Source organism: Luteibacter pinisoli, assembly GCF_006385595.1.
Lineage (GTDB): Bacteria > Pseudomonadota > Gammaproteobacteria > Xanthomonadales > Rhodanobacteraceae > Luteibacter > Luteibacter pinisoli.
Genome location: NZ_CP041046.1, coordinates 3,047,292 through 3,059,504 on the forward strand (window position 1 = coordinate 3,047,292; position 12,213 = coordinate 3,059,504).

The following is a 12,213-nucleotide window of genomic DNA, read 5'->3' on the forward strand; positions in this document are numbered from 1 at the left end:
CAGGATGAAAAGGGCAGGAGTCCGGAAGCCGGTCGCCTGGCGATGCGTCACGCGGCGGACTCCGCGGAGCGGCTGGCGAGCTTCTCGCCATCACGCACCGCCTTGTATTCGCGCGCGCCGCGGACAAAGCCGATGAACAGCGGATGGCCTTCGCGCGGGGTGGAGGTGAACTCCGGGTGCGCCTGGCAACCCAGGTACCACGGGTGCACGGTGCGCGGCAGCTCCACCACTTCCACCAACAGGTCGTCCATGGACTTGCCCGAGATGACCATGCCGAGGTCTTCGAACGACTGGCGGTAGCGGTTGTTGAACTCGTAGCGGTGGCGGTGGCGCTCGCGCACCACGTCTTCGCCGTACAGTTCACGCGCGAGGGTACCGGCCTTGAGGCGGCATTCCTGCGCGCCCAGGCGCATGGTGCCGCCGAGGTCCGAGCGCTCGCTGCGCTGCTCGGTTTCGCCAGCGGCCGTGGTCCACTCGGTGATCAGGGCGATGACCGGATCCGGCGTATTGCGGTCGTTCTCGCTCGAATCCGCCTGCTTCAGGCCCGCGGTGTTGCGGGCGAATTCCACCACGGCGGCGTGCATGCCGTAGCAGATGCCGAAGTAAGGAATGCCCGTTTCGCGGGCAAACTGCGCGGCAAGGATCTTGCCCTCGAAGCCACGCTTGCCGAAGCCGCCCGGCACCAGGATGGCGTCGGCGTGGCCGAGCACGGCGCGGGCGCCGCGGGCTTCCACGTCTTCGGAGTCGATCCAGTCCAGCGTGACGCGGGTGGACTGCTTGATGCCGCCATGGCGCAGCGCTTCGGCCAGCGACTTGTAGGCATCCTTGTGTTCGACGTACTTGCCGACGATGGCCACGGTGACTTCGTCGCGCGGGTGCTCGACGGCTTCCACCGTGCGCACCCAGCTGGACAGGTCGGCCGGGCCGGCGTCGAGGCCGAGGCGCTTGATCACCAGGTCGTCGAGGCCCTGCTCGTGCAGCCACATCGGCAGCTTGTAGATGACGTCCACGTCGATGGTGCTGATGACGGCGTTCTTCGGCACGTTGGTGAACAGCGCGATCTTGTGGCGCTCGGCGTCCGGCAGCGGCTCTTCGGCGCGGCACAGCAGCACGTCGGCCTGGATACCGATGGAGCGCAGCTCCTTCACCGAATGCTGGGTCGGCTTGGTTTTGATCTCGCCGGCGGCCTTGATGTACGGCACGAGGGTGAGGTGCACGAACATGCACTTCTCGGCGCCGTGCTCGATGCGCAGCTGGCGGATGGCCTCGAGGAAGGGCAGCGATTCGATATCGCCCACGGTGCCACCCACTTCCACCAGCGCCACGTCGTAACCGCGGGTCGCTTCGTGGATGGAGTGCTTGATCTCGTCGGTGATGTGCGGGATGACCTGCACGGTGGCACCGAGGTAATCGCCGCGGCGTTCCTTGCGGATCACCGATTCGTAGATCTTGCCGGCGGTGATCGAGTTCTTGCCGGTGAGGCGCGTACGCACGAAGCGTTCGTAGTGGCCCAGGTCCAGGTCGGTCTCGGCGCCGTCGTCGGTGACGTAGACCTCACCGTGCTGGAACGGACTCATGGTGCCCGGATCCACGTTGATGTACGGATCGAGCTTCATCATGGTCACGGAAAGGCCACGCGCCTCGAGGATGGACGCAAGCGACGCCGCTGCGATGCCTTTCCCAAGGGAAGACACCACACCGCCGGTGACGAAAATGAGGGGAGTCATGCGAGCAGCCAGTGCTGGAAATTTGTATTTTACCCGAGTGTCGGGCCGCTCGCGAGGGGCAGGATGAACGCTTAACATGGAGGGCATGAGCACATCCCCCATCGCCACCCGCCTTGAAGCCCTTCGCGCCGCCATGGCCCGCGAAGGCGTCGCCGCCGTCGTCGTCCCCACGGCCGACCCCCACCTGTCCGAATACCTGCCGCTGCGATGGCAGGCCCGGGAGTGGTTTTCCGGCTTTACCGGCTCGGCGGGCACCCTGGTGGTGACCGCGAAGGGTGGCGGCCTGTGGACCGATTCGCGCTATTTCTCCCAGGCCGAGGCCGAACTGGCCGGCAGCGGCCTGCCGCTGATGAAGCTTAACGTGGCGCACACCCCCGAGCACGTGGCCTGGCTAGCCGGCCAGCTCGGCGAGGGCGATGCCGTCGCCGTCGCGGGCGACAGCGTGTCCGTCGCCGGCGCGGAGAGCCTGGCCCGGCGCCTCGGCGCCAGCGGCGCCACCCTGCGCACCGACCTGGACCTGCCGGGCGCCGCCTGGGCCGACCGGCCGGCCCGGCCGACGGCCCCGGTCTTCGCCCACGAGGGGGCGTATGCCCCCGTCAGCCGCGCGGACAAGCTGCAGCATGTGCGCACCGCCATGCGCCGCGCGGGGGCCTCGCACCACCTGGTATCGAGCCTTGACGACATCGCCTGGCTCACCAACCTGCGCGGCGCCGACGTGGACTACAACCCGGTGTTCCTCGCCCACCTGCTGATCGAAGACAGCCGGGCCACCCTTTTCGTCGACGCTGCCAAGCTGCCAGCGCCGGTCAAGGCCGCCCTGGCCGCCGATGGCGTCTCGGTGGCCGACTACGCCACCGCCGTGGCGGCCCTGGCCGCCCTGCCGGACGGTGCCACCCTGCTGCTCGACCCGGCCCGCGTCGTGGTCGCCATTTTTGAAGGCCTGCCGGAAGGCGTCAGGCAGATCCACGGCCCTGCCCCGTCCACCGCGGCCAAGGCGCGCAAGACCCCGGAAGAGCTGGAACACATCCGCCATGCCATGCGTCGCGACGGCGCCGCGCTCGCCCGCGCGTTCCGCCGGATCGAGACCGGCGTGGCCGCGGGGGAGCCGCTGACCGAGCTGGACGTGGATACCATCGTTCGCGAGGCCCGCGCCGCGCAGGACGGCTTCGTCGGTGAAAGCTTCTCCACCATCGCCGGCTACCAGGCCAATGGCGCCCTGCCCCATTACCGCGCCACCGAGGCGGGCTTCAGCCCGCTGGCCGCGAAAGGGCTGCTGCTGGTGGATTCCGGTGGCCAGTACCTCGGCGGCACCACGGACATCACCCGCGTGCTGGCCCTTGGCCCGGTGACCGATGAGCAGCGCCGCGACTCCACCCTGGTGCTGAAGGGCATGATCGCGCTGTCCCGCGCCCGCTTCCCGAAGGGGGCCAGCGGCCCGCAGCTCGACGCCCTGGCGCGCGCGCCGCTGTGGGCGGCCGGCATGGATTTCGGCCACGGCACCGGCCACGGCGTGGGTTACTTCCTCAATGTCCACGAGGGCCCGCATGGCATCCGGCCGCCGGTCGCCGGTGGCGCGCTGGTCCCGCTGGAGCCGGGCATGATCACGTCGATCGAACCGGGCCTCTACAAGGCCGGCCGCTACGGCATCCGCCACGAGAACCTCGCGGTGGTGACCCAGGCCGACGAGACCGAGTTCGGCGAGTTCTACGCCTTCGAAACCCTGACGCTGTGCCCGTTCGATCGCCGCGGCCTGGAGCCACGCCTGCTGGAGCCCTCCGAGCGGGCCTGGCTGGACGATTACCACGCCACGGTGCGGGCGGCCCTGTGGCCGCTGCTCGACGGCGACGACCGCGCCTGGCTCGAATGGCACTGCGCCCCGCTGTAACCCGAGGCTGATGTCTCGCCGCGTGATACGGGCACCTGCCACGCTTGACCGGCCTGCCCGCCTCACCCATTCTGCCCGGCTACCGAGAAACCGACCCGCCTGATGAATACCCGTTACAACGCCTCAGACATCGAAGTCCTCAGCGGCCTTGACCCGGTCAAGCGTCGGCCAGGCATGTACACCGACACCTCGCGGCCGAACCACCTGGCCCAGGAAGTCATCGACAACTCCGTCGACGAAGCCCTCGCCGGGCACGCGAAGTCGATCGACGTCACCGTCTTCAACGACGGCTCGGTGGAAGTCACCGACGATGGCCGCGGCATGCCCGTGGACATCCACCCGGAAGAGAAAGTGCCGGGTATCGAGCTGATCCTTACCCGCCTGCATGCGGGCGGTAAGTTCTCGAACAAGAATTACGCATTCTCCGGCGGCCTCCACGGCGTGGGCGTCTCCGTGGTGAATGCGCTGTCCACCCGCGTGGATGTCACCATCCGCCGCGAGGGCCAGGAATTCCGCATGAGCTTCGCGAACGGCGATCGCGCCAGCGAGCTCGAAGTGATCGGCACCGTGCCGAAAAAGAAGACCGGCACCACGCTGCGCTTCTGGCCCGATCCAAAGTACTTCGATTCGCCGCGCATCCTGGTGTCGAAGCTGAAACACCTGCTACGCGCCAAGGCCGTGCTCTGCGCGGGCCTCACCGTGCGCCTGCACGACGAAGCCGCCGGCGAAACCACCGAGTGGTATTTCGAAGACGGCCTGCAGGACTACCTGCGCGCCGAGCTCCAGGGGGCGGAAGCACTCCCGGCTGACCTCTTCGTCAAGCACTTCGCGCGCGAAACCGATACCGTGGATGTCGCGCTGTGCTGGCTGCCGGAAGGCGACCTGGTGCAGGAAAGCTACGTCAACCTGATTCCCACCGCCCAGGGCGGCACGCATGTGAACGGCCTGCGTTCGGGCCTCACCAATGCGATCCGCGAGTTCTGCGACCTGCGCAACCTGCTGCCACGCGGCGTGAAGCTTGCCCCGGAAGATGTCTGGGAACGCCTGGCCTTCGTGTTGAGCGTGAAGCTGCAGGACGCCCAGTTCGCCGGCCAGACCAAGGAACGCCTCTCCTCGCGCAACGCCGCCGGCGTCGTCGAAGGCGTGGTGCACGATGCCTTCAGCCTGTGGCTGAACCAGCACGTGGATCTTGGCGAGAAGATCGCCCAGCTCGCCATCGAGCGCGCGAGCGCGCGCCTGAAGGCGGCCAAGCAGGTGGTCCGCAAGAAGATCACCGCGGGCCCGGCGCTGCCCGGCAAGCTCGCCGACTGCGCCTCCACCGACCTGACCCGCACCGAGATCTTCCTGGTGGAAGGTGACTCGGCCGGCGGCTCGGCCAAGCAGGCACGCGACAAGGATTTCCAGGCGATCATGCCGTTGCGCGGCAAGATCCTGAATACGTGGGAAGTGGAATCCACCGCCGTGCTCGCCTCGCAGGAAGTGCACGACCTGGCCGTGGCCATTGGCTGCGATCCGGGCAAGGATGACCTCTCCGGCCTGCGTTACGGCAAGGTGGTGATCCTGGCCGATGCGGATTCCGACGGCCTCCATATCGCCACCCTGCTCTCGGCGCTGTTCCTGCGCCACTTCCCGTCGCTGGTGCGCGAGGGCCATGTGTTCGTGGCCATGCCGCCGCTGTTCCGCGTGGACGTGGGCAAGCAGGTGTTCTACTGCCTGGACGAGGAAGAAAAGCGCCTGATGCTGGAGAAGGTCGAGCGCGAGAAGATGAAGGGCGCCGTCTCGGTCACCCGCTTCAAGGGCCTGGGCGAGATGAACCCGGCGCAGCTGCGCGAATCCACGGTCCATCCGGATACGCGCCGCCTCGTGCAGCTCACCGTGGAAACGGATGACGGCACGACGAAGCTCATGGACATGCTGCTGGCAAAGAAGCGCGCAGGCGATCGCAAGCAATGGCTCGAGGACAAGGGCGACCTGGCCACCCTCGAAGTCTGACCCAGAAAAAACCCGGCCCAAGGCCGGGTTTTTTCATTCATGCACACGTGCGTCGTGTTTAGCGACGTTCGCGGATCGCTTCGATCAGGCCGCGCGTCGCCGCGTCGAACTGCGCGATGTCGCCGGCATCCTTGTCGTTGGCCAGCGACGGGTAGATCTGCTTGGCGATCACCTTTCCCAGCTCCACGCCCCACTGGTCGAAGGCATTGATGCCCCACAGGTGGCCGAGCATGAACACCTTGTGCTCGTACAGCGCGATAAGCGCGCCCAGCGAATGCGGGGTGAGCGAATCGAGCATGAACACGGTGCTCGGGCGGTTGCCCTTGAACGTCCGCTGCGCGGCGAGTGCGCGGCGCTCTTCCTCGGTACCGGTCTTCGCTTCGGCAAGCGCTTCTTCAAACGTCTTGCCCAGCGACAGCGCCGCGGCCTGCGCCAGCAGGTTCGAGGTCAGCACATCCTGGTTCTCGCGCAGCGGGTGCGCCGGCTTCACCAGGCCGATGAACTCCAGCGGGACGACATCCGTACCCTGGTGCAGGGCCTGGAAATACGCGTGCTGCGCATTGGTGCCGATGCTGCCCCAGACCACGGGAACGGTTGAACCGGTGACTTCCTTGCCGGTGGTCGGATGCACGTGCTTGCCCAGCGATTCCATCTCGAGCTGCTGCAGGTACGACGGCAGGTCGGCCAGGTAATCCACGTACGGAATCACCGCACGACTGGTGGTACCGAGGATGTTACGGTTCCACAGCTCGGCAGCGGCCAGCAGGACCGGCAGGTTGTCCTTCCACTCGGTGGTGCGGAAATGGTCATCCGCCTCGGCGGCACCCGCCAGCAGGTCGCGGAAACCGTTCATGCCGATCGCGAAGGCGATGGACGCGCCCACGGCGGACCACAGCGAGAAGCGACCGCCGACGTAATCCCACATGGGCAGCACCTGCGCGGCGCCCCACTTGTTCACGGCATCGACGTTCGAGCTCACGGCAATGAAATGCTTCGCCGTCTTCGCCGTGTCGCCCTTGTTGAACTTGAGGATCCAGTCACGGAAGACGCCGCCGTTGAGCAACGTTTCCTGGGTGTTGAAGCTCTTCGAGACCAGGATCACCAGCGTGTGCGCGGGATCCAGCGAGTTCATCAGGTCGTAGGCGGCCTGGCCGTCCACGTTGGTGAGGAAGTGGCTCTTGATGCCCTTGACGTGGAACTGCTCCAGCGCGTGCACCGCGAGGCGCGGGCCGAGGTCGGAACCACCGATGCCGATGTTGACGACATCCGTGACGCGGCCGATCAGGCCGACCGACTCACCTTCGCCCTTGTGCACGGCATTAACCAGCTTTTCCATCTGGTCGAGCGCTTCGGCGACTTCCTTGCGGACATCGGCCGGTGCCGCCGGGTGACGCGACGCACCACCACGCAGGGCGGTATGCAGCACGGCGCGGTCTTCCGACGTATTGATGTGCTTGCCTTCGAACATCGCATCGCGCGCGGCCTTCCAGCCGGTGCCATCGATGTACTGGCCCACGGCATCCAGCGCGGCAACGTCCAGCTTCTGCCGGGTGATGTCGAGGAGGATCGGGCCCATCCGGCGACGGAAACGGTCGCCACGAGAGGCGTCGTTAACCAGGGCGCGGAGATTGGTGCCGGCGAGGCGGCGAGCGTGCTCTTCGAACGAAGGCAGGGGGGCGTGCTTTGAATCCATGGCTTCCACTTGGGTGCGACGGAGGGAAGCCCTCATATTACCGCACTGCAGCGTAGGTGGATTGTATGCACGTGTGGGCGCCGGCCTGGGCCGACGCCCGCATGAGCTTACGCAGCCTGCTTCGGAATCGAATGGTTGGTGTGCGTGATGCGGTTATCGGCATCGACATACACCAGATCCGGCTGGTACTTGGCCAGCTCGGCTTCGGACAGGCCAGCGAACGCGGCAATGATGAGCAGGTCGCCGGTGGACACGCGGCGGGCGGCGCTGCCGTTCACGGAGATGATGCCCGAGCCCTCTTCCGCACGCAGCGCGTACGTGACGAAGCGTTCGCCGTTGCTGATGTTCCAGGCATGGATCTGTTCGTACTCGCGCATACCGGCGGCATCGAGCAGGTTGCCATCAATGGCGATCGAACCTTCGTAGTTCAGCTCGGCGTGAGTCACCGTGGCGCGGTGGATCTTGCACTTGAGCATGTTGAGGTGCATGGCGGTCTCTGGGGTCTGGCGGTTACAAAAACGCCCATTCTAGCGGAGGGTGGCCCATACCGTCTCGAAGGGGCTTCCTCGGTTCGAGGCGCTTTATGGGGGAGCCGGGCGGGAAACGCAAGTGCCCGTTCGTGAAGGCTTTCAGTCGAAAGGCAGGTTGTCGATCAGGCGGGTGGCACCCAGCCGCGCCGCCACCAGCGCCACCAGGCCTTCCCGCTCGTCCGGCGCCGGCTCGGCCAGGTCCTCGGCACGGCGGATGGCGACGTAGTCCGGGACGAAACCGGCCCGCTCCAGGCGGGCCTTCGCGGCCTGTTCCAGCGCCTGCCAGGCGTGGCCCTCGGCAAACAGGGTGCGCATCTGGGTCAGCGTGGCGTAGATCTGCGGGGCGCGCTGGCGCTCGGCCGGCGACAGGTACTGGTTGCGCGAGCTCTTGGCCAGGCCGTCCTCGTCGCGCAGCGTGGGCCCGGCCATGATCTTCACCGGCAGCGACAGGTCGCGAACCATCCGCTCGATGACCTTCAGCTGCTGGAAATCCTTCTGGCCAAACACCGCGAAATCCGGCTGCACGAGGTGGAAGAGCTTCGACACCACCGTCGCCACGCCATCGAAATGGCCGGGGCGATGGTCGCCCTCGAGGGTTTCGGTCACGCCCGGCACGTGGATGCTCACGCTGCCCGCCGGCCCGAACGGATACAGCGTGGCCACTTCGGGGGCGAACAGCACGTCGCAGCCGGCCTCGGCCAGGCCGACCTGGTCCTGGACGAGCGTGCGCGGGTAGCGCTCGAAGTCCTCACCCGGGCCAAACTGGGTCGGGTTGACGAACACGGACGCGACCACCCGGTCGGCGCGGGCACGGGCCAGCTTCAACAGGGAATGGTGGCCCTCGTGGAGGTTGCCCATGGTTGGGACGAAGCCCACGGTCTGGCCAGAGGTGCGCCAGCCACGGATGGTGGCGCGGAGGGCGGCGGCGTCGGTTACGGTCTGCATGGGGTGCTCGTTAGCTGAAGCTGTGTTCCGGGCCGGGGAAGGTCCCTGCCCTGACGTCGTCGGCGTAGGCCTGGATTGCCGCCGGGATGGAGTCGCGTCCCGCGAGGAAATCCTTGGAAAACTTCGGCCGCTTGCCGGGGGTCAGGCCGATCATGTCGTAGACCACCAGCACCTGGCCGTCGCACGCGACACCTGCGCCGATGCCGATGACCGGAATGCTGAGGGCACGGGTGATGCGCTCGGCCAGGGCCGACGGCACGCACTCCAGCACCAGCAGGTCCGCGCCGGCGGCCTCGACTGCCTGGGCGTCGGCGAACAGCTTGTCGGCAGCGGCGTCGGTCTTGCCCTGCACCTTGTAGCCACCGAACTTGTTCACCGACTGCGGCGTCAGGCCCAGGTGGCTGCATACGGGGATGTCGCGTTCGGCCAGCGCGGTGATCACCTCGCAGATCCGTCCCGCGCCCTCGATCTTGACCATGGCCGCACCGCCCTGTGCCACGAGCCGCGTGGCGGCTTCCATGGCCGAAGGCACGTCGCGATCACTCATGAAAGGCAGGTCGGCCACCAGCAACGTCGCGGAAAGCCCGCGAGCCACGGCAGCGGTGTGATAGACCATGTCGTCAACCGTGACAGGCAGCGTACTCGCCCTGCCCTGCACCACCATGCCCAGCGAATCGCCAACCAGCGCCACGTCGATCCCGGCGGATTCCAGTTGTGCGGCGAAACTCGCGTCGTAGGCGGTGAGCATCACGATCTTCCGGCCGTCGGCTTTCATCGCCTTCAGGCCCGGCACGGTCACCGGCTTGCGCGCCGGTGCACTCGTTTTTTCCACGTACACGCTCAGGTCGCCTCGTTGGGTGAAACCGGAATTGTCCGCCTGATTGGCCCGGGGCTCAAGGAACCCGGGTCACGCCAGCGGGATGCATTCAGCCGCGTCGATGGCGGCCAGCAGATCGGCCACGCGCCCGAGTCCGGGAAGGACCGTGTCGGCGGCGATATCGGCCAGGGGCAGCAGGACGAAGGCGCGCTCGGCGATCCGCGGGTGCGGCACCGTCAGCCGGGCGTCATCGATCACTGCGTCGCCGTAGGCCAGCAGGTCCAGGTCCAGCGTACGCGGGCCCCAGCGCTCACCATCGCGTAGCCGGCCAAACGCGCGCTCCGTGGCCAGCATGGCGTCAAGCAGCCCATGGGCCGGGAGCGAGGTCTCCACGGCGATGGCCGCGTTGACGAAGTCGGGCTGGTCCACGTTGCCCCACGGCGGGGTCCGGTAGAAGCGCGACCGCGCCAGCACCCGAACGCCCGGCAGGGCACCCAGCGCGTCGATCGCGGCGTCGAGCCGCGGCCGGACGTCACCCAGGTTGCCGCCCAGGCCGATCAAGGCGGTGACGCTCACGCCCCGCCCGAATCGCCCTTGCCGCGGGTAGGCTTGCGCCGACGCCGGCGCTTGCGGACCGGCGCGGAGGCCGACGCCGTCGGCGCTTCGTGCGCGGGCACGCCACCGCCGCCCAGGGCGGCCGCGAGCATTTCCGGCGGCAGCAGCTGGGCATGCGCCCACCACTCACCCAGTTCCCGCATGCCCTGCGACTCGTGGGCACGCAGCAGCAGGAAATCGAAGGCCGCGCGGAAGCGTGGGTGCGCCATCAGCCGGAACACGCGCTTGCGGTGGATCTGCTCGAAGCGCGGCTGCAGCGACCAGATCTCTTCCATGGTGAAGGTGAAGCGCCGCGGGATCGCCACCCGCTGGCACTGCTCGCCCACCACGTGCACGGCAGCACGCTGCCATGCCTCGTTCATTTCAAAGCCCTGCGCCATCCAGCCGTGCGCCTGGTCGCGCACCTCGCCCCATAGCAGCACGGCGTAAAGGAAGGCCGGGGTCACCGACTTGCCTTCGGAAATGCGGGCGTCGGTGTTGGCCAGGCCCTGCTCGACCAATGCACGCAGCGCATTGTCGCCACGCTCGAGGGCGCGGGCGGTGGCCGGGAACAGGAATTCCAGCAGGCCGCAGGCTTCGAGCATCTTGAAGCTCTTCAGGCCGTGGCCGGCCAGGAACAGCTTCAGCGACTCGTCGAACAGGCGGGCCGGCGAGGCTTCGGTCAGCAGGTGACCGAGCTTCTTGAAGGGCGCCGCGGCGGACGCATCGATGGTGAAACCGAGTTTCGCGGCAAGGCGCGCGGCACGCAGCATGCGCACCGGGTCTTCGCGGTAACGCAGTTCCGGATCGCCGATAAGGCGCATCGTCCGGTCGGTCAGGTCCTGCATGCCGCCGACATAATCGCGGACGCTGAAATCGGCGATGTCGTAATACAGGGCGTTGACCCGGAAATCGCGGCGCACCGCGTCTTCCTCGATCGTGCCCCAGATGTTGTCGCGGACGATGCGGCCGTCGACGATGTGGCGGTCGCCGTCGTTCTCGACACCCACTTCGCCGGTGCCACGGAAGGTCGCGACCTCGATGATCTCGGGGCCGAACACCACGTGCGCCAGGCGGAAGCGACGACCGATGAGGCGGCAGTTGCGGAACAGGCCTTTCACCTCTTCCGGCGTGGCGTCGGTGGCCACGTCAAAGTCCTTGGGATGGCCGCCCAGGAGAAGGTCGCGCACGGCGCCACCCACCAGGTAGGCGGCAAACCCGGCGTCATGCAGTCGGTAAAGCACGCGTAGCGCGGCTTTGCTGATGTTCTTGCGGGAGATGGAGTGCTGTTCGCGCGGAATGACACGCATGCCGTGCGGAGCATCGCTCCTCGTTTCAGAATTCAAGCGGTCTGTGTCCTGGCGGGCGCGCTCGCGTCCGGTCAAGTGGCTGCCCCCACCGATAGCCGGTGTCGGGATGAACGGGCCAAATGTAACGAATTAGATGGCATCCGACGAGCAGGGGCCCAAGGCGTTGCCAGCCAGCCGAATTCGGCTATACTAGCGCGCTTCGTACTCTCCGTACGACCCGCTCCCTTCGTCTAGTGGTCTAGGACACGGCCCTCTCAAGGCTGGAACACGAGTTCGAACCTCGTAGGGAGCACCACTTTTCCTTCTCGGCGCCGAACCGTCCGCATGACCTTTGTCGTTACCGACAACTGCATCAAGTGCAAATATACGGACTGCGTCGAGGTCTGCCCGGTCGATGCCTTCCATGAAGGCCCGAACTTCCTGGTGATCAATCCGGACGAGTGCATCGACTGCACCCTTTGCGAGCCGGAATGCCCGATCAATGCCATCTACCCCGAGGACGACGTCCCCGCCGGGCAGGAGGCCTTCGTGGCACTGAACGCCGATCTCTCGAAGGACTGGCCGGTCATCACCGAACGGAAGGACGGCCTCCCCGACGCGAAAGAGTGGGAAGGCAAGCCCAACAAGATCGAGCTTATCCAGCGCTGATCTCGAGAAAAACGACCGGAAGGTCGTTTTTTTTCGCCCCTGCCACGGATAGAGGGCAAAAAAAACGCCGCC

General features: G+C 66.9%; 10 protein-coding genes and 1 tRNA gene. 4 read left to right on the forward strand and 7 right to left on the reverse strand.

Annotated features, from left to right (window positions below; translation table 11 throughout):
- Nucleotides 1-47: 47 nt before the first annotated feature.
- Complete coding sequence (locus tag FIV34_RS13850) at nt 48-1,727, reverse strand: CTP synthase (protein WP_139983709.1); 1,680 nt, start codon at nt 1,725-1,727, stop codon at nt 48-50.
- A gap of 85 nt (nt 1,728-1,812) precedes the next feature.
- Between FIV34_RS13850 and FIV34_RS13855 the strand changes: the two genes are divergently transcribed.
- Together FIV34_RS13855 and parE are read left to right on the forward strand one after the other, a co-directional pair.
- On the forward strand, nt 1,813-3,612 hold the full coding sequence (locus FIV34_RS13855) for an aminopeptidase P family protein (RefSeq protein WP_246058624.1): 1,800 nt from the start codon (nt 1,813-1,815) through the stop codon (nt 3,610-3,612).
- Between the two features lie 102 nt (nt 3,613-3,714).
- Entirely contained in the window at nt 3,715-5,604 is a 1,890-nt protein-coding gene (gene parE, locus FIV34_RS13860) for a DNA topoisomerase IV subunit B (RefSeq protein WP_139983713.1), read from the forward strand.
- Nucleotides 5,605-5,662: 58 nt separating this feature from the next.
- Here parE and pgi read toward each other — a convergent pair whose 3' ends face one another.
- From pgi to pcnB, 6 genes are all read right to left on the reverse strand, one after another.
- Nucleotides 5,663-7,297: a glucose-6-phosphate isomerase gene (gene pgi / locus FIV34_RS13865; RefSeq protein ID WP_139983715.1), complete on the reverse strand. Its 1,635-nt coding sequence runs from the start codon at nt 7,295-7,297 to the stop codon at nt 5,663-5,665.
- A gap of 107 nt (nt 7,298-7,404) precedes the next feature.
- A complete protein-coding gene (panD, locus tag FIV34_RS13870) occupies nt 7,405-7,785 on the reverse strand; it encodes an aspartate 1-decarboxylase (protein ID WP_089979214.1) in 381 nt (126 codons plus the stop codon).
- 141 nt (nt 7,786-7,926) lie between these two features.
- A complete protein-coding gene (gene panC / locus FIV34_RS13875; RefSeq protein ID WP_139983717.1) occupies nt 7,927-8,772 on the reverse strand; it encodes a pantoate--beta-alanine ligase in 846 nt (281 codons plus the stop codon).
- A gap of 10 nt (nt 8,773-8,782) precedes the next feature.
- A complete protein-coding gene (panB, locus tag FIV34_RS13880; protein WP_425462923.1) occupies nt 8,783-9,616 on the reverse strand; it encodes a 3-methyl-2-oxobutanoate hydroxymethyltransferase in 834 nt (277 codons plus the stop codon).
- Between the two features lie 63 nt (nt 9,617-9,679).
- Nucleotides 9,680-10,165, reverse strand: coding sequence for a 2-amino-4-hydroxy-6-hydroxymethyldihydropteridine diphosphokinase (folK, locus tag FIV34_RS13885; protein WP_139983721.1), 486 nt, complete (start codon nt 10,163-10,165; stop codon nt 9,680-9,682).
- Nucleotides 10,162-11,493 (reverse strand): polynucleotide adenylyltransferase PcnB, encoded by a 1,332-nt coding sequence (gene pcnB / locus FIV34_RS13890; RefSeq protein WP_246058625.1) that lies wholly within the window; start codon nt 11,491-11,493, stop codon nt 10,162-10,164. Before pcnB ends, folK begins: the two co-directional genes overlap by 4 nt.
- A gap of 219 nt (nt 11,494-11,712) precedes the next feature.
- On the opposite strand from pcnB, the gene FIV34_RS13895 reads away from it, so the two are divergent.
- Nucleotides 11,713-11,788, forward strand: a tRNA-Glu gene (locus FIV34_RS13895).
- Nucleotides 11,789-11,817: 29 nt separating this feature from the next.
- The gene (gene fdxA, locus FIV34_RS13900) at nt 11,818-12,141 is read left to right on the forward strand and encodes a ferredoxin FdxA (RefSeq protein ID WP_139983725.1); all 324 of its coding nucleotides are present in this window, start codon (nt 11,818-11,820) and stop codon (nt 12,139-12,141) included.
- The last annotated feature ends 72 nt before the right edge of the window (nt 12,142-12,213 follow it).

Excerpts from the sequence above, each read along its gene's own strand:
- fdxA (WP_139983725.1), top strand. The coding sequence starts at position 11,818 with ATGACCTTTGTCGTTACCGACAACTGCATCAAGTGCAAATATACGGAC.
- panD (WP_089979214.1), bottom strand. The coding sequence starts at position 7,785 with ATGCACCTCAACATGCTCAAGTGCAAGATCCACCGCGCCACGGTGACT.
- pcnB (WP_246058625.1), bottom strand. The coding sequence starts at position 11,493 with ATGCGTGTCATTCCGCGCGAACAGCACTCCATCTCCCGCAAGAACATC.
- FIV34_RS13850 (WP_139983709.1), bottom strand. The coding sequence starts at position 1,727 with ATGACTCCCCTCATTTTCGTCACCGGCGGTGTGGTGTCTTCCCTTGGG.
- FIV34_RS13855 (WP_246058624.1), top strand. The coding sequence starts at position 1,813 with ATGAGCACATCCCCCATCGCCACCCGCCTTGAAGCCCTTCGCGCCGCC.
- parE (WP_139983713.1), top strand. The coding sequence starts at position 3,715 with ATGAATACCCGTTACAACGCCTCAGACATCGAAGTCCTCAGCGGCCTT.
- pgi (WP_139983715.1), bottom strand. The coding sequence starts at position 7,297 with ATGGATTCAAAGCACGCCCCCCTGCCTTCGTTCGAAGAGCACGCTCGC.
- panC (WP_139983717.1), bottom strand. The coding sequence starts at position 8,772 with ATGCAGACCGTAACCGACGCCGCCGCCCTCCGCGCCACCATCCGTGGC.